This window comes from Pseudomonas sp. Q12-87 (assembly GCF_001269755.1).
GTDB lineage: Bacteria > Pseudomonadota > Gammaproteobacteria > Pseudomonadales > Pseudomonadaceae > Aquipseudomonas > Aquipseudomonas fluorescens_S.
The window spans coordinates 126,948-146,867 of record NZ_LHVI01000023.1 but is presented as its reverse complement, the minus strand read 5'-3'; the positions used below and the strand labels follow the sequence as shown (position 1 = coordinate 146,867).

The 19,920-nt window shown below is 59.9% G+C and carries 15 protein-coding genes; 10 read left to right on the top strand and 5 right to left on the bottom strand.

Translation table 11 applies throughout. The features are described from left to right. Positions 1-127 precede the first annotated feature (127 nt). Both AD663_RS17315 and AD663_RS17310 read left to right on the top strand, forming a co-directional pair. Positions 128-1,348 (top strand): putative DNA modification/repair radical SAM protein, encoded by a 1,221-nt coding sequence (locus tag AD663_RS17315; RefSeq protein WP_003183244.1) that lies wholly within the window; start codon positions 128-130, stop codon positions 1,346-1,348. Next, the gene (locus AD663_RS17310) at positions 1,345-2,175 is read left to right on the top strand and encodes a TIGR03915 family putative DNA repair protein (RefSeq protein WP_003183242.1); all 831 of its coding nucleotides are present in this window, start codon (positions 1,345-1,347) and stop codon (positions 2,173-2,175) included. The genes AD663_RS17315 and AD663_RS17310 overlap by 4 nt, the downstream gene beginning before the upstream one ends. Before the next feature lie 16 nt (positions 2,176-2,191). Here the strand turns inward: AD663_RS17310 and AD663_RS17305 are convergent, their stop codons facing one another. Further along, positions 2,192-4,345 (bottom strand): WG repeat-containing protein, encoded by a 2,154-nt coding sequence (locus AD663_RS17305; protein WP_053214230.1) that lies wholly within the window; start codon positions 4,343-4,345, stop codon positions 2,192-2,194. A 132-nt stretch (positions 4,346-4,477) separates the two neighbouring features. Beyond that, on the bottom strand, positions 4,478-5,425 hold the full coding sequence (locus AD663_RS17300; RefSeq protein WP_053214229.1) for a LysR substrate-binding domain-containing protein: 948 nt from the start codon (positions 5,423-5,425) through the stop codon (positions 4,478-4,480). 227 nt (positions 5,426-5,652) lie between these two features. Between AD663_RS17300 and AD663_RS17295 the strand changes: the two genes are divergently transcribed. Beyond that, positions 5,653-6,948 (top strand): dicarboxylate/amino acid:cation symporter, encoded by a 1,296-nt coding sequence (locus tag AD663_RS17295; protein WP_053214228.1) that lies wholly within the window; start codon positions 5,653-5,655, stop codon positions 6,946-6,948. Positions 6,949-6,958: 10 nt separating this feature from the next. Further along, the gene (locus AD663_RS17290; RefSeq protein ID WP_003183231.1) at positions 6,959-8,473 is read left to right on the top strand and encodes an amino acid racemase; all 1,515 of its coding nucleotides are present in this window, start codon (positions 6,959-6,961) and stop codon (positions 8,471-8,473) included. A gap of 77 nt (positions 8,474-8,550) precedes the next feature. On the opposite strand, the gene AD663_RS17285 is transcribed toward AD663_RS17290, so the two are convergent. Continuing rightward, positions 8,551-9,468: an AraC family transcriptional regulator gene (locus tag AD663_RS17285; protein ID WP_053214227.1), complete on the bottom strand. Its 918-nt coding sequence runs from the start codon at positions 9,466-9,468 to the stop codon at positions 8,551-8,553. Positions 9,469-9,753: 285 nt separating this feature from the next. Between AD663_RS17285 and AD663_RS17280 the strand changes: the two genes are divergently transcribed. Together AD663_RS17280 and AD663_RS17275 are read left to right on the top strand one after the other, a co-directional pair. Next, entirely contained in the window at positions 9,754-10,977 is a 1,224-nt protein-coding gene (locus AD663_RS17280) for an MFS transporter (RefSeq protein ID WP_053214226.1), read from the top strand. A 142-nt stretch (positions 10,978-11,119) separates the two neighbouring features. After that, complete coding sequence (locus tag AD663_RS17275) at positions 11,120-11,374, top strand: hypothetical protein (protein WP_177330205.1); 255 nt, start codon at positions 11,120-11,122, stop codon at positions 11,372-11,374. Positions 11,375-11,422: 48 nt separating this feature from the next. Here the strand turns inward: AD663_RS17275 and AD663_RS17270 are convergent, their stop codons facing one another. Both AD663_RS17270 and chrA read right to left on the bottom strand, forming a co-directional pair. After that, positions 11,423-11,908 (bottom strand): hypothetical protein, encoded by a 486-nt coding sequence (locus AD663_RS17270; RefSeq protein WP_053214225.1) that lies wholly within the window; start codon positions 11,906-11,908, stop codon positions 11,423-11,425. 104 nt (positions 11,909-12,012) lie between these two features. Beyond that, a complete protein-coding gene (gene chrA / locus AD663_RS17265; RefSeq protein WP_003183221.1) occupies positions 12,013-13,368 on the bottom strand; it encodes a chromate efflux transporter in 1,356 nt (451 codons plus the stop codon). Positions 13,369-13,714: 346 nt separating this feature from the next. On the opposite strand from chrA, the gene AD663_RS17260 reads away from it, so the two are divergent. From AD663_RS17260 to AD663_RS17245, 4 genes are all read left to right on the top strand, one after another. Then, a complete protein-coding gene (locus AD663_RS17260) occupies positions 13,715-15,286 on the top strand; it encodes a GGDEF domain-containing protein (RefSeq protein WP_003183219.1) in 1,572 nt (523 codons plus the stop codon). 159 nt (positions 15,287-15,445) lie between these two features. Continuing rightward, positions 15,446-18,022: an EAL domain-containing protein gene (locus AD663_RS17255; RefSeq protein ID WP_003183217.1), complete on the top strand. Its 2,577-nt coding sequence runs from the start codon at positions 15,446-15,448 to the stop codon at positions 18,020-18,022. A 70-nt stretch (positions 18,023-18,092) separates the two neighbouring features. After that, complete coding sequence (gene xth / locus AD663_RS17250; RefSeq protein ID WP_003183214.1) at positions 18,093-18,887, top strand: exodeoxyribonuclease III; 795 nt, start codon at positions 18,093-18,095, stop codon at positions 18,885-18,887. A 116-nt stretch (positions 18,888-19,003) separates the two neighbouring features. Then, positions 19,004-19,822, top strand: coding sequence for an arylamine N-acetyltransferase (locus AD663_RS17245; RefSeq protein ID WP_053214224.1), 819 nt, complete (start codon positions 19,004-19,006; stop codon positions 19,820-19,822). Positions 19,823-19,920 lie beyond the last annotated feature (98 nt).

The following is a 19,920-nucleotide window of genomic DNA, read 5'->3' as shown; positions in this document are numbered from 1 at the left end:
CTCACTGGCATGGCCTATGTGGAGGGCCCGGACGAACCGGCTTTCATCTGCTCACAATTGACCAATGGCGCTTGCATCGCCGCACATCTCAAAATACTGTGTATGCATCCAGTATCGAGACGCTCCCATGCAACTGATCGCCAAGCTTGGCATTCTTGCCGACGCTGCCAAATATGACGCCTCCTGCGCCAGCAGTGGAGCTCCGAAGCGCAGCTCCCGAGGCCGCGAGGGGCTTGGCGCCACCGATGGCATGGGGATTTGTCACAGTTACACGCCGGATGGGCGCTGTGTCTCGTTGCTGAAGGTGTTGCTGACCAATTTTTGCCTGTACGACTGCCAGTACTGTGTCAACCGCCGTTCCAGCAACGTGCCGAGGGCGCGCTTCACGCCTGAGGAGGTGGTGCGGTTGACGCTGGATTTCTATCGCCGCAACTGCATCAGTGGCTTGTTCCTGAGTTCCGGCATCATTCGATCGGCCGATTACACCATGGAGCAGTTGATTCGCGTGGCGCGGTTGCTCCGCGAAGAGCATCAGTTTCGTGGTTATATTCACCTCAAGACCATTCCGGATGCCGATCCGCTGCTAATCGAAGAGGCAGGGCGGCTGGCTGATCGCCTGAGCGTGAACATCGAGCTGTCCTCGGAAGTCAGCCTCAAGCGCCTGGCACCGGAAAAGCAGCTGACGACGATCCGCCAAGCCATGGGCACCATCCAACTGGGCCAGCAAGCCGTGGCCGGCGAGCCGCGGGCGCCCCGATTTGCCCCGGCGGGGCAGAGCACCCAAGTGATCGTGGGTGCTGATGCCACCGATGACCACGCCATCCTGAGCAACGCCGAATCGCTCTACCAGGGTTATGGCCTGCGACGGGTCTATTACTCTGCATTCAGTCCGATTCCTGACAGCCCTGCCAGCGTGCCCCTGGCGGCGCCTCCCTTGTTGCGTGAGCATCGACTCTATCAGGCCGATTTCCTCATGCGCGGTTATGGCTACAAGGCGGGTGAGCTTTTAAGCAATACCGGCAACCTGGACCTGGACATCGACCCCAAGCTGGCCTGGGCGCTTGCCAACCGGGAGGTATTCCCGCTCGATGTCAATCGCGCCGAACCCGCATTGCTGGCGCGTATTCCAGGGATTGGCCTGCGTAGCGTCCAAAGGCTGGTTGCGTTGCGCAAGGAGCGGCGGGTCCGCTATGACGACCTGGTGCAGTTGCGGTGCGTGTTGGAGAAGGCGCGCCCGTTCATTGTTACCAGCGACTACCGGCCCGCTGACGCCCAGGTGCGCAGCGGTTTGCTACGGGCGCGTTTGCGCGATCCCCAGAGGCCGGTACAGATGGGTCTGTGGGGATGATCGCATTGGAGTGTGATGACGATTTCTCCACGTGGCGCGACCAGGCGCGGACGCTGCTCGGCCATGGTATCGATCCGAGCGATGTCACATGGGCCCAAGGCCCCATGGCTGACTTGTTGGCTGTGCCGACGCCATTGCCCCTAGGTCCAGGGCCGTACCGCACGCGGGTGCCGGCGGCCTTGTTGGCTCAGCTCGAACAGGCCGGGCGTTACCAGGGCGAGCAGCGCTGGAACCTGCTGTACGAAGTGCTCTGGCGCGTCGCGCATGGCGACCGCACCGCCATGCTGGCCGGTGATCGCCTGGGCAGTGAATTGCAGCGGCGGATCAAGCAGGTCCAGCGTGAAGCGCATCATCTGCACGCCTTTGTACGTTTCATCCCGTTGCCCCCGGCGATAGCCGAGTCATTGCAGCTGGACCTGGTGTCTTTTCATGAGCCAGCCCATGACATCCTTGAAAGCGCGAGTGGGCATTTTGCCGAGCGGCTTGGCAAACAACGCTGGCTGATCGCAACGCCTCGCGACGGCATCCGCTTCGATGGCCAGCGGCTGGACTACCAGCGCCATTGCCCCGAGCAATGGCGACAATGGGCACGTCACGCCGAAGATCCCGGCGCCGAGCTGTGGCGGACCTATTACCGGCACATTTTCAACCCGGCGCGGCTCAATCCCCAGGCGCTGCGCCAGCACATGCCCGGGCGTTTCTGGCGGCACTTGCCGGAGGGCGACTTGATACCGCTACTGGTCGGCCAGGCGCGGCAAGGTAAGCAGCGGGATGGGCAGGCGCTGGAGGTGAGGGAGAAGCAAGGTAAGCGAATAATGAGTCCCTGAGTCTTGAGGAAAATCCCTACTCTTCTTCCTTCACAAGATTGCCGTCGGCGTCATAGACCAGGTACTCGTCAGAATTATTCGGGTCCCTCACGTTGTAACGGGCTTCGTTGCTGTTATCCGGGACTGTCATGCTGGTGTAGGAACCGAGCTTCTTGAACTGTTCGTTGCGTTGATTGATCAGTACCAGTCCAGATCCACTGCCGGCCGGGATGGCGGCGGCGTAGCGGGTCTGGAACGCATTGATCCTGTTGTACTCCAGCGGAACCCGCAATCTGCCGGTCAGGTCGATGGCTCCATAGCGTTGGTCACGACCGACCACCGCCATGCCGTTGGAAAACGGCTCTACCTCGTCATAGGGCAGTTTGATGGGAAGCAACGCGCCCTGGCGGTTGATAAAAGCAAACTTCTTACTTTTACCGTCCTGCACCAACAGCGGTTGTTCACTAAAAAAAACACCGATTGCGTTATAGCCCTGTGGGTTGATTCGCTTGCCTTCCAGGTCGAAAACGTCCTGGTGACTCTGGTCGGCTGAGCGGGTGTAGAGGTGATCACCGCTTTGCTCAATATAGGAGAACTGCGGTGGCAAAATCTCCCTGCCGGCCAGGGTATAAGCGCCGTAGTAACCTTCCGTGGCATAAGTTTTATTGCCGAGGCGGGCGATGAACACGTTGCCGGTTACCGTGGGATTGACGAACTTCATTGGCAGGGTGAAGCGGTGCGCCTTGGCGTCGTAGATCCCATAGGGGCCGTTGGTTTCACGCTCTACCAGCAGCAGGTCATTGTCCAATGTCTGCGATATGTACTCGAACGGCAGGTCTATGAGTTTATTGCTGCCGGCGGCGAAGTAGGCGAGTTGGCTCCGCACCTCCCGCACGTCCCGTTGTGGCTCGCTGGATTTTTCCAGCGTAAACAACGTGTAGGTATCTGCCACTCCGCCATCCTGCACTTCTCTCCAGCGCGGTTTGATTAACCATTGACCGGCCTGGTCGATGAAGCCGTAAAGACCGGATTTTCGCTCGCGGGCGATGTAACGCGGTTGCTCTGCCAGAACGTTGTGCACCTCGTCGATGACGGCGATGTTGTCTTCCATCGGATCGAGCACATGAATGACGATACGCTGAGGCGTGGACTCGAACTGGTAGTCGACCTCGGTGTTTTTCAGCGGCCCCGCCAGGGTGGAGAGATTATTGGCCAGTTGCTCCACTTGTTGTTGCACGGCCTGACTGGTCTTGAGCCGATCGAGATCCTCCTTGGTTTGCAGCAGGGCGTTGTAAAAAGCATGCATCGCCGCAATTTCGCCGTCCGAAGGGAAGGAGCGGGTGCTGTTGCCGTTGCTGTAAAGCGCCTTGCCCGAGCCGGTCAAACCCTGCACCACGAAGGTCGACATTTTGGGGATACTCAGCCGTATCGAGGCGCTGCCGTCACCCAGGGCAGTGAGCTGGAAAGTTTGGCCGTCGTCCAAGGTCACTCGTGGGTGGTCCTTGTCCAGGACGATTTTTTTGAATGCCGGATAGCTGCGGTACGCGATCGTCAGGCTGAGGCTGGCCAGGGGTTTGTTGACCGCCAATGTGATGGGGGCATCGAATGACTCGCTATCATCAGGGCCTGATTGGGGGGATACCTTGATATCGGCAAACGCTGTCTCGCTGCCGTCTCGAAAACGCAAGCGTTCTGGACGGTACTGTTCGGCCGCCGCCTCATCCGGCGAGGCGGCGCGTTTCCACAGGGGGTCAAGATTGCTGGTATCGAACCGCACTTCGGAACTGTCAGCAAACAGCCTCTGGGCGAACCGCAGGTCGTGGCTCGACGCCAGGGCCGTCTTCACTTGTGCACTGGTGAAAGGAACAAACAGCTCCTCGTACCGCAGTTCTTGGCTGCTGGCCGACTTGGTCTTGTCAACGGTCAGGCTAAATTCCGAGTCAATGACCAAATCCAGAATTCTTAGGGTTTCACCAGTGTCGTGGATCAAGTAATTCAGACGCTTTTGCGCCTCTGGCAGCGTCAGCGTGCCGATGTCTTCTATGCCTCCTTCGTTCATATCCTCGGCGGTGAAGCTTTCATCTGTCCATGTATTGCTCTGGCGAAACAGGTAGTAGAACGTAGCGCCCACCACTAACAGGATCGCGCTCAGTATCAACAGCAATCTCAAACGAGGCTGGGTAAGGTTCATTTATGGCTTCGGCGGCAAAGGGAGGGAAGTGCAGGTAGCTAACCACACCGCATTGCGGCCTGCCAGTGGTCGGGATGGCTTATTACATCGGTGTGAACCGACTATTTGCAAACAGCGTGTGAGTGAGGTGAGTCAGTCAGTATCTGCTGTCACAAATGCTACGCTGCCCGGCCGATGCAACGAAGCTCCCTCCAACGTCTTCCAAAGCTTGCCCATCGTCGGATTACGATTGGCAATCGCGCAATATGAGCGGATCTCTAAACGCGTGCTCCACTGCTCGTCACCGGCTCGCACCAACAGCCCACGCTCCAGCTCGTCGGCCACCGCACTCTGCGGCAGCCAGGCCACGCCGTAGCCTTCAATGGCCATTCGCATCAGCAACATCGCCATGTCGGCTTCATAGCAGCGCTCCAGTGCAGTGGGGGCGGGGCCATTCTTGATGACGATGTCAGCGACGCGGCCGAGGAATGTCGTGGCTGTGTAGGCGAGATAGGGAACAGGTTTGCCGGAGCGTCCGGGCAGGCGAAACAGCGGTTCACCTTTCGGGTTGGGTGCGCACAAAGGAATAAACGCGTCGTGGCCAAGGGTCAGGCTGCCAAAGCGTTCGGGGTCCAGCAGGATCGGGGTGAGCGGGTGGTGGTAAACCATCATCAGGTCGCAACTGCCTTCTTCCAGCGCGATAACGGCGTCGTGGATGTTGGCGGCCACCACACGGGCATTAAATTGCTCGTTGTGTTGCTGGAATTGGGTGAGCCATTTCGGCAGGAAGGTCATCGACAGGCTGTGGCCGGCGGTGATCTGGATGGAGCGTCCCGGCATCCGTTCCACGTCACGCAAGGTCGAACGCAACCTGAGTAAACCAGCGAGCGCCTCTCTGCTTTCAGCGCAAAAGGTGATGCCCGCCGATGTGAGCTGGACGGGGTAGGTGCCACGATCCACCAACTTGACCCCTACCCATTCCTCAAGGGACTGGATCCGACGGGACAAGGCCGATTGGGTCACGCAACGAACTTCGGCCGCGCGGGAGAAGTTCTTCCACTCAGCAATTGCCAGAAGATCGTCCAGCCATTTGAGTTGCATCTCGAATCTCCCGCGGTCAGTGCGCCATCTTACTGCGCAATCACCGGGTTTATAGCGGCATTTGACCAACTATTCCAAAAGCGCATGGGCTGATCTGGATTACTCATCATGCCTCTGGATGCGCCCCTTAGAATCACTTTCGAAGCCACTGTGCCGCGTAGGGCATGGGGGCCGCCACTTGATTCCTGCCAAGTAAAAAACTCCAAGAACTACTTGAGGACAGAACCGTGAAGAAGAATAAGCTCCCACGTCGAATTGCAATGGGCATTGCCTTGGGCGTACTGGTCGGTTGGGCGTGTCACCATTTCGCAGGGAGCGAGCAAAGTGCCAAAGAGATGGCTGGGTACTTCTCGATGGTCACCGATATTTTCTTGCGCATGATCAAAATGATCATCGCGCCCCTGGTCTTCGCGACACTGGTGGGGGGCATCGCCAGCATGGGCAATTCCCGATCCGTCGGAAGAATCGGTGCCCGGGCGATGGCGTGGTTCGTAACGGCGTCGCTTGTATCGCTATTGATTGGGATGGGTCTGGTCAATCTGTTCCAACCCGGGGCCGGGCTGAATATGGACGTGGCCCAGCACGCGGCAGTTGCCGTGCCGGTCAATACCGGTGACTTCAGCCTCAAGGCGTTTATTGGCCATGTGTTTCCACGCAGCATCGCCGAGGCCATGGCCAACAATGAGATTTTGCAGATCGTGGTGTTCTCGCTGTTCTTCGGCTTTGCCCTTGCCGGTGTGAAACGGGCCGGATATACCCGGATCACGGACGCCATCGAAGAACTGGCGAAGGTGATGTTCAGGATTACCGACTTCGTGATGGCTTTCGCACCGATCGGGGTTTTCGCCGCCATTGCTTCGGCAATCACCACCCAAGGGCTTGGCTTGCTGGTGGATTACGGCAAGCTGATCGCGGAGTTCTACCTCGGGATTCTGATCCTCTGGGCATTGTTGTTCGGTGCCGGGTACCTGTTCCTGGGGCGTTCCGTTTGGCGGCTTGGCAAGCTCATTCGCGAGCCGATTCTCCTGGCTTTTTCGACTGCCAGCAGCGAGTCCGCTTATCCGAAAACCATTGAAGCGCTGGAGAAGTTCGGCGCCCCCAAACGCGTCTCCAGTTTCGTATTGCCCCTGGGTTACTCGTTCAACCTGGACGGCTCCATGATGTACCAGGCGTTCGCCATCCTGTTCATCGCCCAGGCCTACAACATTGAGCTGAGTTTCACTCAGCAACTGCTTATTCTTCTGACGCTGATGATCACCAGCAAGGGCATGGCCGGTGTTGCCCGCGCTTCGGTCGTCGTGGTCGCGGCCACGTTGCCGATGTTCAATCTTCCCGAGGCGGGGCTGCTGCTGATCATCGGCATCGACCAGTTCCTGGATATGGCGCGCACCGCCACCAACGTGGTGGGTAACAGCATCGCGACGGCTGTTGTCGCCCAGTCCGAGCCTCTCGACGAGACCATCGAGGACGATAACGTGCAGGCTCCCGTTCGGTCTCGATCCGCACCGGTTCCGGTTGTTTGAGGAGCGCATGATGAAGGTCAAAGCGAAGGCGAGCCACAAGGGTTCTATTGTTCGCAAGTTGGGTATCGTCGGTGGGCTTGGGTCGCTGGCCGGGGGCGATCTGTTCTACAAGTTGGTCAAGTCCCGGGCCGTGCTCGAGGATCAAGGTCGCTACCACTTCCTTTTCGAGCAGCACCCCTTCAAGGATGTGTTGCTGCCCCTGGACCAGGGCGCGAGCATGACGTCGCGCAAATTCTATGCGTTCCAGGTGTGCAAATCGTTCGAGCAAAGTGGTTTCGATGCGGTGATGCTGCCGTGCTTCGCCAGCCAGACCTTCCGCGCTGAGATCGAAGAGGAACTGGGCATTCCCGTGCTGGACATGATGGCTGCCTTGAGCCGGCACGTCCGCCGCACGGTTGCGCCCCAGGCGACACTGGGGATTATCGCCTCCGACTTCGTCCGCCATTGCGGCTTGTTCGAACGGTACTTCGCCCAGGACTTCAAGATTGTCTATCCCGACACTGACGCTCAATCGGGGCTGATGGAGGCGATGTACGGCGTTAACGGGATCAAGGACGGCCACCTGGAAGGCGTACCAATTGAGGCGGTTTACCAGGCTTGCCTTTCGCTACAAGCCCAAGGCGCAGCGGTAGTTTTGCCCGGGATGACCGAACTTTCCCTGGTCTGTGCCGACTTGCAGCGGCGCGGCATCAGCGTGCTGGACAGCAACGAGATCTACGCCGACTTCGCGACGCTGGATCAGCAACCCAGGCGTCTGTCCTTCAAGCTGGGCATCGTCGGCGGCGTCGGGCCTGCCGCCACGGTAGATTTCATGGCCAAGGTCGTAGCCAATACGCCGGCAGGAAAGGATCAGGACCACATCAAGATGGTCGTCGAGCAAAACCCGCAAATACCGGACCGAACAGCCAACCTGCTGCGGGACGAAACCGATCCGACCCTGGCGATGTACGCTGCTTGCAAACGTCTCGAAAGCGCGGGTGCGAATGCCATCGCGATTCCCTGCAATACCGCTCATGCTTTTGTCGAGCGCATCCAGGCGCACCTGCGCATACCCATCGTGAACATGCTGACCGAGACGGTGGAGTGGATAGCGCATACATACGGTACGGGCAAGGCGATAGGGCTGTTGGCGACATCCGGTACCGTGCAGAGCCAGGTCTATCATCAGGCCGCGCGTCGCGCCGGGGTTCAGCTCCTTACGCCCGGCGTCGATTACCAGGCGATGGTCATGGAAGCCATCTACGGCCCACGGGGTATCAAGGCCGGTTTCACTCAAGGGCTGTGCAAGGAGCAACTGTCTTTAGCGGCCGAGCATCTCTGCGAGTTGGGCGCGCAGGTTCTGATCCTGGGATGTACGGAGTTACCGCTGTTGTTTGAGCACTGTGAGGCGTTCAACATCAATGGGCACACGGTGACGCTCGTTGATCCAACGATGATCCTGGCGTTGAAGTGTATCGGGTTGGCAGAAAAGACCGATAAGCCGGTGAGCGTCCTAGGGAACTTGGAGGGAGTTGAAACACTGTAGTTACAGTCGAGCACAGCAGCTGTGGCGAGGTGATTTATCCCCTCGCCACGAATGGAAAACCAAGCAGCCTGAATGAATCAAACAACCTCGCGCTTGCTGCCCGGCTGTCGCAATGCCGCAATATCCCGCTTGGGCGGCGCGCCGAACAGGCGGGCATATTCTCGGCTGAACTGGGAAGGGCTTTCATAGCCCACTTTGAAGGCCGCGCTTGCCACGTCCAGGTGCTCGCTGAGCATCAGGCGTTTTGCTTCATTCAATCGCAGCCACTTTTGATATTGCAGTGGGCTCATCGCTGTGAGCTGGCGGAAGTGGTGGTGAAACGTAGGGGCGCTCATTTGCACGCGCGCCGCCAGCTCTTCAACGCGCACGGGCTCGGTGTAGTTGAACTTCAACCAGTCGATGGCCTTTGCGATCCGGTAGCCCTGGCTGTCCACGGAAGCAATCTGCCGCAGGCGGGCGGCTTGGTCGCTCATCAAAAGCCGGTAGTGAATCTCACGCTGGATCAGCGGCGCCAGTACCGGAATCGCTTCGGGCTCATCGAGCAATGCCAGCAGGCGCACGAACGGCGCCAGCAAGTCGGCCGTTGTGGTGCCGATTCCCGCGCCGATCCCGACGGGCCGATCACGGTGCGGTGCCAGGCCCCCTTGAGCGACCAGATCGGCAACCATGCGCAGATCGAGCTTCAAGACCAGCCCAAGACAGGGCGTCTCCGGGCTCGCCATCAACACTTCCGAGTTGGCGGGAATATCCAGCGAGGTCATGAGGAAGCGTCCGGTATCGTACCCGTACGCCTTGCCGCCTACCCAAGCCTGCTTCACGCCTTGAGCCACGAGCACGATGCTCGGTTCGATCATGCAAATGACGGGCGCCGCCGGGGCTTCACGGCGGAAAAAGCTGAGCCCGGCAATCGGCACTTCAAAGTCGCCCGGCTGTGGGGTGCGGGCGCCAATGAGGTCGGCGAGCGTCTCTTGTAGGGATCTGCGTTGGCTTGCCATGGTGGGTTCGGTGCCATGTTCGGTTAAGAGCTATAGGCAGGACATTAACCCGCCAAGCGAAGCGCTGCCTACACGAAATGGACGAACTCATAGGATCGGGCAAAAAAACCAGTGCATTGCGCTACCTGTGATCCAGGTCGGGCCTTGAGAATGCAATCCAACCTGACTCAGGAGGGCGTTACCCAATACGTGTTCGAGCCTGCGCAGACAACACCTGGCCTTCAGGGATCACGAAGTGCGCCGCCGATTTTCAAGTCCACCAAGAAACTCAAAGGTCCAATGCCAATGACCGATACCTCATTGCCGACACCACCATGCCAACCCGCCTGGGGTGCCGTACTCGCCATGTCGCTCGCCGCGTTCGCCCTTGTTGCGTCGGAGTTCATGCCGGTCAGCCTGCTGACACCGATTGCGGCTGATCTTCACGTCAGCGAAGGGCAGGCCGGCCAAGGCATTGCCGTCTCCGGCGCCTTCGCCTTGATTGCCAGTCTGTTCATCGCTTCGATTGCCGCCCGGATCGACCGCAAGTGGCTGTTGTCAGGATTGACGCTGCTGATGATCGTGTCTGGAACCGTGGTCGCGCTGGCTCCGAATTACACGACGTTCATGCTGGGCCGCGCGTTGATCGGCGTGGCGATTGGCGGTTTCTGGTCGCTGTCGGCCGCCACGGCCATGCGGCTGGTACCGGACGATCAAGTGCCGCGGGCATTGGCCGTCGTCAATGGCGGCAATGCCCTGGCGACGGTGGTGGCGGCACCGTTGGGCAGCTTCCTCGGGGCGATCATCGGTTGGCGGGGCGCGTTCTTTTGCATCGTGCCTGTTGCGGCGGTGGCGCTGGTCTGGCTGCTGTTACGCCTGCCCTCCATGCATTCACGAACGAAGAAAGGCAGTGGCAACGTCTTTAAGTTAATGACCCGCGCGCCCGTTGCGCTGGGCATGCTGGCGGTCAGCGCGTTCTTCATGGGCCAGTTCATGCTGTTCACGTATCTGCGACCGTTTCTGGAAACGGTGACGCAGGTGAGCGTTCCCATGCTGTCCTTCATGCTGCTGGTGATCGGAATGGCAGGTTTGCTGGGAACCTTCCTGATCGGCGCACTCCTGAAGAACGGTCTGTATCGAACACTCGTGGTCATTCCCCTGTTGATGGCTGCAATCGCCATTGCCCTGATGTGGTTTGCACAGTCGATGACGATCACGACCCTACTGCTCGGCCTCTGGGGGCTGGTGGCCACGGCAGCCCCTGTTGGTTGGTGGACCTGGCTGGCGCGAACGCTACCGGATAACGCCGAAGCGGGGGGCGGGCTGATGGTCGCCATCGTCCAGCTTGCTATCGCGGCGGGTGCAACAATGGGCGGCATTCTGTTTGACCTGAGTGGCTACCAGGCGACCTTCGAAACCAGCGCCGCCGTGCTCTGCGTTGCTGCGGTTTTGAGTGTTCTGGCGGCGCGCGCGGCCCGTCGGGATTGTTCATCGCTGCGCCGCGCAGTGAGCTACAACACGGCGGGTTGATCAGCCGCGCCGGTCCAACGCCAAAGGCAATGATTGGAATGACCATTGGGCGCCTGGAGTTGGTGGCACATTGATATCTTGGTAAGCTTCGCTCAACGATCAGTCGAGTTGATTAGTTGTGGCTACCGAGAGAATTTCTCAATTGGAACAGGCCCTTATGGCGGTGATCGCTGCTGCCGGAAAAATGGGCATCAGCAGCGATGAGCTGTGCGCACAAGCGGTGGGTGGGTTGATGGCTGATCATTACTGGGGTTGGGCCGATGCGCGGTACGCAAACGGCGCGGCTGACGAGATCGACAACGCCCTGAGTGTTCTGCTGGGACGGCAAACGGCAGGGGCAACGCGAAGGGAGCCTGTTGATCCCGTGCCCGAATCGGCCACACGGATCAGCCTCTAGTCGGTGTTGCGCTACAACAGTGGGCAGTCTCAGGGCTGCCCATTCGCGTTATAGCCCCAGGCCTTCCTCGATCAATGACAGCAGCGCGTCCTCGTCCAACGCCACGGGGTCGGGCTGTTTTCCGGCCGAGCGCAGCGCCTGGATATGCCACAACGATTCGCCATGCTCGCCCAATGTCCGTAAAAGACAATGCTCCTGTCCTTTCATGTGGATCTCGATGCAGCCGTCTCCTTTGGTCGAGAAGCGCGCGATTGGGTCAAGGGTGATGCGTCGATGGTTGCCTTCGATGATCAACTGATCGATGGCGTAGTGGTACGTCGAACCGCTGGAATGGCTTTCGAACACGTGGGTAGGGTTGCGCCGGATATCCAGGCCGGCCTCGCACACCGGCGCCAGCCACGTTTCGATCTGACGGTACAGCTCGTAGACCTGGGCGGGCCAATGTTCGATTGCCAGGTCGGCGCAATTGTCGGTGTCGGCACGGGTTTGCTGGGTTTGCCTCAGTTTGGCCGCTAGCTGGTCTGCCTTGCTCATGTCGATTCCCTGTCTTGATGATAGGTTGAGCTTAGCCGATGAGGGGGGATGGCATTTGCGCTGGGTCATGAGGCGATCTCGCAATCGTGGTCGCCACCGTCTCCCTAGCGCAGCAAATGCACCGCCAACCCGGCCAACCCGCACGCCACCAATACTTGGATAACGCCGCGCTTGTAGCGAAACAGCGCAATGGCCGCGGCAAGGGCAATGATTGCTGACGGCCAGTCCAGCGCGCCGGAAAATCCTTTGGGCCACAGCACGTGATAGCCGAAGAAACAGGCGAGGTTGAGGATCACCCCGACCACCGCGGCGGTAATCGCGGTCAGCGGAGCAGTGAATTTCAACGCGTTGTGGGTCGATTCGACCAATGGGCCGCCGGCCAGGATGAACAGAAACGAAGGCAGGAACGTAAACCAGGTCACCAGCGTGGCCGCCACGGCGCCAGCGAGGAAGGCCTGTTCGGGGCCGAACACCTGCATGACATAACCCCCGACAAAACCGACGAACGCCACGACCATGATCAATGGCCCGGGCGTGGTTTCGCCCAAGGCCAGGCCGTCGATCATCTGCGTCGGCGTCAGCCAGCCGAAATGTCCGACGGCGCCCTGATACACGTAAGGCAAAACCGCATAGGCGCCACCGAACGTCAGCAGTGCGGCCTTGGTAAAGAACCAGGCCATTTGGGTCAGCGTCCCGCTCCAGCCGAACAGTGCCGTCAGCAGCCCCATCGGCAATACCCAGAGCAGGGCACCGATGACAACCAGCCGAGCGAGTCTGAAGGCGCTGAAACGGGCGTGATCCGGGGTTGGTGTGTCGTCGTCGATCAAGGCCGGGCCGAAGGATTGCTCCTTGGCATCGTGACCGCCCAGGCTGAATTTCCCTGGAGCCCAGCGTCCGCCGAAGTAACCGATGACAGCCGCACCTAGCACGATCAGCGGGAACGGGAGGTTAAAAGCAAATATCGCGGTGAATGACGCCGCAGCGATCGCCAACAGCCAACCGTTCTTGAGTGCACGGGAACCGATACGGTGGGCGGCATGCAGCACGATGGCCGTCACGGCCGGTTTGATGCCATAGAAAACGCCTGCCACTATCGGCACTTCTCCGAAGGCGACGTACAGCCAGGACAATGCGATGAGGATGAACAGCGAAGGCAGGACAAACAACGCCCCTGCGATGACCCCGCCCCAGCTGCGGTGCATCAGCCAACCCAGGTACGTTGCCAACTGCTGGGCTTCAGGTCCCGGTAACAACATGCAGTAATTGAGCGCATGCAGGAAGCGCCGCTCGGAAATCCACCGTCGGCGCTCCACCAGTTCCTGATGCATGATCGAGATCTGTCCCGCCGGCCCGCCAAAACTGATGAAGCCCAGCTTGAGCCAGAACCAGAAAGCTTCTCGCAGGCTGACGGTCGCGGGGCGAGTCAGGGGGGCGTCGACGGTTTGGGGCGGTCTGTTCATGGTCGGCGGGGGCGCTTGGCAATCAAAGGCGATCTAAGTTAGGGGGCGTTACGCAATTTAGATAGCCCCCGGCGAGGTTTGCTTGTAAAAAACAGCTCTTCGAAACCGTGAAATACGAGGTTGAATCATCATCGACGGATCATCCTGTTTTGCGCAGTCGCCCCAAGGAGCCAATCCCCCGCCACACACCGGTTTCAGCGGCGTTGGGGTTTGATTTTGGATCCACTCCGCCACCCATCGGCTGCGCAACAAAGGCAAATTGCCGCCTCACAAACGGTAGGATAAGCTCACGGATATTGGGGGCTTTGGGCGAATTGCTCATGCTTTGTCCTCTTCAGGAATTCGCTTGCCAGTCCCCATCATCGATCCGTTCCACGCCCCTGGCGGTAACCTCAAACGCCTGCCTTTACTCAAGGCAGCGGTGACGTTTATCGCTGCGGTGTGCCTGTGCCTTTGTGGTTTGCTCTACCTGCAGTTGGAGCAGTCCCGTCGTTATGACTTGCAATCGGCCCGTATCGCCTCGGCCAACCTTACCCGGGCCATGGCGCAGCAGGCCCAGGACACGTTTCTTCAGGCCGATCTGGTCCTCGCCAGCCTGGCGGACTGGATTCAGGTCGATGGGTTCGGCCCGACGACACAGCCACGCTTGCAACAAACCTTTGCCCGGCGCGTGCAGTCGCTGGAGCAATTGCACGGTTTGTTCCTGTTCGATAAGAACGGTCACTGGGTCACCACCTCTTTCGAATATTTGCAAAGAGGGGCGGGGGTGGCGGATCGCGAGTATTTCACTTTCCACCAACAGAACGCGTCCTTGATCGGCCATGTCGGGCCGGCGATTCGCAGTCGCCAGAACGGCGATTGGATCATCCCGATTTCACGACGCCTGAATGACCAGGACGGCAACTTCCAAGGCGTGCTGATGGCCGGGATCAAGATGTCGTACTTCGATCGATTCTTCAAAAGCTTCAGCCTGGACGATCAGGGTGAGATGAGCCTGGCGTTGTCCGATGGGACATTGCTGGCACGCCGGCCCTTCGATGAGGCGCGGATTGGTCGTCCGCTGGCGGAAGAGCATATTTTCAAGCATGACCTGGCAACGGGGATGTCTGGCGATGCAATGATCCGGTCCGACGTTGACGGCATTGTCAGGCTGTATGGGCATCAACATCTGCAGGCTTATCCGTTGGTGGTCACCGCCGCCATGTCCGAAGACGCGATTCTGGCAGGCTGGCATGACAGGGCCTTTCAATCGAGCCTCATCGTGGCCCTGGTGGTCCTGGGGATTTGCCTGTTCGGCTGGGTATTCGTACGCCAGGTGCGCAACAGCGAGCGGATAGAAGCAGACCTGCGCGAGGCCCAGCAAGCGCTGGAACTGATCGCCACCCATGACAGCCTGACGGGCCTGGCGAACCGCCGATTATTCGAGCGCGCGCTGGACATCGAGTTTGGGCGCGGTGCCCGCCAGCGCAGCCCGCTGAGCCTGATCATGGTCGATATCGATTTCTTCAAGCGCTACAATGACACCTACGGGCATGTCGCCGGGGACCATTGCCTGGCACAAGTGGCGACGGTGCTCAAGGACTGCTGCCATCGCAAGGCTGACCTGGCGGTGCGTTACGGTGGCGAAGAATTCGCGGTGTTGCTGCCAGATACCAATCTTCACGGGGCCATGGCGCTGGCCGAGCAGATCCGCCATAGGATCATCGACAAGCACATCGCCCATTCCGGCTCTCCCACCGGTTTCCTGACGGTGAGCCTGGGCTGCTATGCCTTCGTGCCCAGCAGCCTGGACAGCGTCGAGGTGTTTATCCAACGGGCCGACGCGGCGCTTTACCAGGCCAAGCACAGCGGCCGCAATCGTGTGGCAGTGTTGTCGTTGGAAGGCGGGCTCGATGCGCTGGAACGCTCGGATCGCTGAGATCGGTTGGAATCATCGACGGTTCGTGGCGGTCCATTGCTCAGGACTTCGCTGGCGAAACGCCGGAGCGTGCAGGCCTTGTCGCAATCTTGCGAACTCGCCAACGACTCTCGCCGTGCTCACCGTCGAAGCCAGCGTTGACAGGATAGGAGCAGGCCAATGGATTCCGCTGCCGATACCCCCTCAAACACCACGCGCCACACCCCCATTACCCGTCGCCTGGTGGCGGGTGTCGCGGGACTGTTTGTCCTGGGCGTCCTGGTAGCCGTTTTCGCGCTGTTCAACATCGCCCATAAGCTGGACGAAGAAGACGTGCGTAAAACCCTTTTCTACACTGAGCGCGCCCTCGACAATCGCATCACTGCCTCAAAAAACTACATCGCCAGTTACGCCTATTGGACCACCGCCTATGACCACCTCAACGGCGAAGTCGATGTGCAGTGGGCCTATGCCGAACAGAATATGGGCAAGACCCTGTTCACCAATGACGAATACGAGGGTGTGTTTGTCATTGACCGGCAGCGCACCAAGTACACGGTGGTGCGGGGCAGGTATGTCCAGGCCGACGCGGCGGCCTACATGGACACGCCGTTGGAGGATCTGGTACAGCACCTGCAAGGGCAGCCCGACCTGACGGTGCCGGCGATCCGCTACACACTGTTCGAAGGCTGGCCGGCTGTCGTCACGGCTTCGGTGATACTGCCCAATGACGAGCGCCCCCAGGTAAAGCCCGAAGGTACCTCGGTCCTGCTGTTTGTCGATCAACTGACCCCCGTCAAGTTGCGCAAGCTGGGCAAGAGCTACGGCCTCACCGACTTGAATCTCAAGAAGGACACCGAGCTGGAACCGGGCCAGCCCGCCGTGCCGCTCGACAGCACTGGCTACAGTTTGGTGTCCCGGCTGGAACGGCCCGGCCAGCAATTGCTCTGGTCCCTGGTGCCGGTGCTGGGTGGCGCTCTGCTGGTCCTGGCTTTGTTGACCGCCTATTTTTTTCGCTACGCCCTGCGCACGGCTCGGCACGTGGATGCCAGCTACGACAGCTTGGAGACGTCCACCCGCGCCCTGGAGGCCAGCGAAGAACGCTTTCGGGCTGTGGCTGAGGCCGCCTCCGACTGGATCTGGGAAGTCGACGACGAACGACGCATCACTTATCTGTCGGGACGCTTCAATACCGTTACGGGATATTCCCACCAGCAATGGCTGGGACAAGACCTTGAGCAACTGTTGTATTGCGACACCACGCCGATTGCCCTGTGGCTGAGCAAGTTGACGCTGGAGCAGAGCACCAGCCACTTGCGCTGTTCCTACCGCGAGCATTCCGGGCAATTGCGCTTCTGTCGGGTGTCGGCGCGGCCGATCTACGATAAGGGCGCGGTGGCGGGGTATCGCGGCACTGCCAGCGATATCACCGATGAGGTGGCGGCCCATGCCCAGGTCCAGCATCTATCGCTGCACGATGCGTTGACGGGCCTGCCGAACCGCAACAAATTGGCGCGCTACCTGGATGATGCTTTGTTGGCCAAGGAGCATTCCGCGCCGTTGGCCCTGTTGATGGTGGACCTGGACAACTTCAAGCCAATCAACGATTCGCTCGGCCATCCAGCGGGCGATGCGGTGCTGCTGGAGGTCGCCCAGCGGCTGCGCGACAGCACTCGGGAGCACGATCTGGTGGCACGGCTGGGCGGTGACGAATTCGTGGTGGTGCTCAAGGGGGTCGAGCACAGCACCGAGATCGACCGATTCTGCGCGCGGTTGATCGACAGCTTGCAGCAACCGATCCCTTATGAGACTCACTCCTTGCACATCGGCGCCAGCATCGGCATCGCCGTGAGCCGTCGCCAGGGGTACGTGCCAGGCGAACTGATTCGCTGCGCCGACATCGCCTTGTACCAGGCCAAATCCGAGGGCAAGAAGACCTGGTGCTATTTCGCCCCGCAAATGAACGATCAGATCCAGCACCGGCGGCAAATGGAAAGCGACTTGCGCCAAGCGGTGAAGCGAAACGAATTCGTCCTGCATTTCCAGCCGCGCTACAAGGTCGATGGCCAGGCGATCGTGGCCGTCGAAGCGTTGGTTCGCTGGCAACATCCGACCCAAGGCCTGTTGGGCCCCGACACCTTTATTCCGCTGGCGGAGCAGACCGACCTGATCGTGCCGCTTTCGCAATGGGTATTGCGCGAGGCTTGCGAAACCGCGCTGACCTGGCCGGGGGAACTGATGGTGTCGGTCAACCTGTCGCCGGCGCAATTCGAGCGCAGCGATGTGGTGGAAGATGTTCGCCAGGTGCTGATCGACACGCGCTTTCCAGCGAGCCGTCTGGAACTGGAAATCACCGAAAACGTCATGCTTAACGATGTGGACGGTGCGCTCCAGGTCATGAATGCCCTGAAGGAATTGGGCGTGCGCTTGAATATGGACGATTTCGGTACCGGTTATTCCTCCCTGGGCTACCTGCGCACCTACCCGTTTGATGGCATCAAGATCGACAAGCGGTTCATCGCGTCCATGAGCAACAGCAGCAATGATCGGGCGGTGGTCCAGGCGATCATCAACCTGGGCAAGGCCATGGGGTTGACCGTCACGGCGGAAGGTGTCGAAACCCAGGCCCAGCTTGGTTCGTTGGGCTCGGACCAGTGCCACGAAGTGCAGGGGTATTTCCTCAGCCGGCCGATCGACAAACAGGCGTTCGCGCGCCTGTTGGATAGTGGCCAGTCCCTGTCGAAAACCGCTTCCTGAATGCCCGTTGCAACCACCGGCGCCGGTTGCCGGTCACAGCTAGTATCCTGGCATTTCGAGTTCTGGCCCTATGAAAAACCTGAGGATCGCGACGTTCAACATCAATGGCATCCGGGCCCGGTTGCCCAATTTGCTGGAGTGGCTGGAGCGGGAGAAACCCGACATCGCCTGCTTGCAGGAACTCAAGGCGCTGGACAAGGACTTCCCGGCGGCGGAGCTAGAGTCGGCGGGGTACGGGGCGATCTGGCATGGGCAGGCGTCCTGGAATGGCGTCGCCATCCTCGCCCGCGATGCGCAACCGCTGGAGAGCCGCCGCGGCCTGCCCGGCGGGGACGACGACAGCCACAGCCGCTATCTGGAGGCGGCGGTGCATGGTGTGTTGGTGGGCTGCCTGTACCTGCCCAATGGCAATCCGCAGCCAGGCCCCAAGTTCGACTACAAACTGGACTGGTTCGAACGGCTGATCGATTACGCCCAGGCGTTGCAAGCCAGCGACCATCCTGTGGTGCTGGCCGGTGACTACAATGTGGTCCCCACCGACATGGACATCTACAACCCGCGTTCATGGCTCAAGGACGCGTTGTTGCAACCTGAAAGCCGTGCGTGCTACCAACGGTTGCTGGACCAGGGCTGGACCGATTCGCTGCGCCACCTGTATCCGGATGAACGGATCTACACCTTCTGGGACTATTTTCGCCAGCATTGGCAAAAGAACTCCGGACTGCGGATTGACCACCTGCTACTGAACCCGGCGGCCAGTCCGTACCTGAGCGAGGCGGGCGTCGACGCCTGGGTCAGGAACCAGCCGCACCCCAGCGACCATGCGCCCACTTGGATCCGGCTGGCGTCGCGAAAACGCCGGTGAGGGGCCCCAGCGTCGTGGCGGGCGGTTGTCTCTGAAAAAGGAATGCCTTATACCTGGCGCCCAACGGCAGCGCGCTTGCCTTGAGCCCTGCGCCGCACCAGGAAAAGGACACCCTCATGAGCCAACCCCGACTGAGCGATACGGGTCGATATCTGCGACGGCTGGGCTTTGACAAGCCGCCAGCCCCGACCCTTGATACGTTGCGTCAACTGCAATGGCGCCACACCGCCGAATTTCCTTTCGAGACCCTCGCGACGCTACTGCGTCAACCGGTGCCCATCGACCTCGAATCGGTGGAGCGCAAGGTGCTCGAGCAAGGGCGAGGCGGCTACTGCTATGAACTCAATCAATTATTCCTGACGCTGTTGCTGGAACTGGGTTTTGACGTCCGAAGCATCTCTGGACGCGTGGTAATGAATGCCGGGGAAGGCGCCTGGCCCGCCCGGACCCACCGGCTCAGCCTGGTGACGTTCGGCGATGTGCGTTACATCACTGACGTCGGTTTCGGCGGCATGGTGCCCACCGCGCCGCTGCTGCTGGACAGCCGCGATACCCAGGCGACCCCCCATGAACCGTACCGCATCGACCTCAACGAGGACGGTTATATGCTGCGCGCCAACGTTGCTGGGGAGTGGCGAGCGATGTATCTGTTCGACCTGCAACGCCAGGAGGGCATCGACTACACCGTCGGCAACTGGTACGTCAGCACTCACCCTGAATCGCCATTCATGGGGCGGTTGATGGTGGCTCGCACCGGGGACGGCTTGCGCAAGACCCTTAACGGCAACAGTTATGCGGTGCACCGGATAGGGCAGGAGAGCGAGCGACGGGTGGTCACCGACGCCGATGGATTGATCGACCTGCTGGAAAAAGAGTTCGACCTGACAGTACCACCGCGCGAGCTACTGCGGCCCGCGTTGGCAGGGCTGCTTTAACGGCTGGAACGGGGCTTTTTGGCTGCGCGGTGCGGTTCAGTTGGACGCGTGCATGGCAACAAGTTGTATACAACTCTATGGACATTTGTAGGGAGTTT

Excerpts from the sequence above, each read along its gene's own strand:
- AD663_RS17315 (WP_003183244.1), top strand. The coding sequence starts at position 128 with ATGCAACTGATCGCCAAGCTTGGCATTCTTGCCGACGCTGCCAAATAT.
- AD663_RS17310 (WP_003183242.1), top strand. The coding sequence starts at position 1,345 with ATGATCGCATTGGAGTGTGATGACGATTTCTCCACGTGGCGCGACCAG.
- AD663_RS17305 (WP_053214230.1), bottom strand. The coding sequence starts at position 4,345 with ATGAACCTTACCCAGCCTCGTTTGAGATTGCTGTTGATACTGAGCGCG.
- AD663_RS17300 (WP_053214229.1), bottom strand. The coding sequence starts at position 5,425 with ATGCAACTCAAATGGCTGGACGATCTTCTGGCAATTGCTGAGTGGAAG.
- AD663_RS17290 (WP_003183231.1), top strand. The coding sequence starts at position 6,959 with ATGAAGGTCAAAGCGAAGGCGAGCCACAAGGGTTCTATTGTTCGCAAG.
- AD663_RS17285 (WP_053214227.1), bottom strand. The coding sequence starts at position 9,468 with ATGGCAAGCCAACGCAGATCCCTACAAGAGACGCTCGCCGACCTCATT.
- AD663_RS17280 (WP_053214226.1), top strand. The coding sequence starts at position 9,754 with ATGACCGATACCTCATTGCCGACACCACCATGCCAACCCGCCTGGGGT.
- AD663_RS17270 (WP_053214225.1), bottom strand. The coding sequence starts at position 11,908 with ATGAGCAAGGCAGACCAGCTAGCGGCCAAACTGAGGCAAACCCAGCAA.
- chrA (WP_003183221.1), bottom strand. The coding sequence starts at position 13,368 with ATGAACAGACCGCCCCAAACCGTCGACGCCCCCCTGACTCGCCCCGCG.
- AD663_RS17255 (WP_003183217.1), top strand. The coding sequence starts at position 15,446 with ATGGATTCCGCTGCCGATACCCCCTCAAACACCACGCGCCACACCCCC.
- xth (WP_003183214.1), top strand. The coding sequence starts at position 18,093 with ATGAAAAACCTGAGGATCGCGACGTTCAACATCAATGGCATCCGGGCC.
- AD663_RS17245 (WP_053214224.1), top strand. The coding sequence starts at position 19,004 with ATGAGCCAACCCCGACTGAGCGATACGGGTCGATATCTGCGACGGCTG.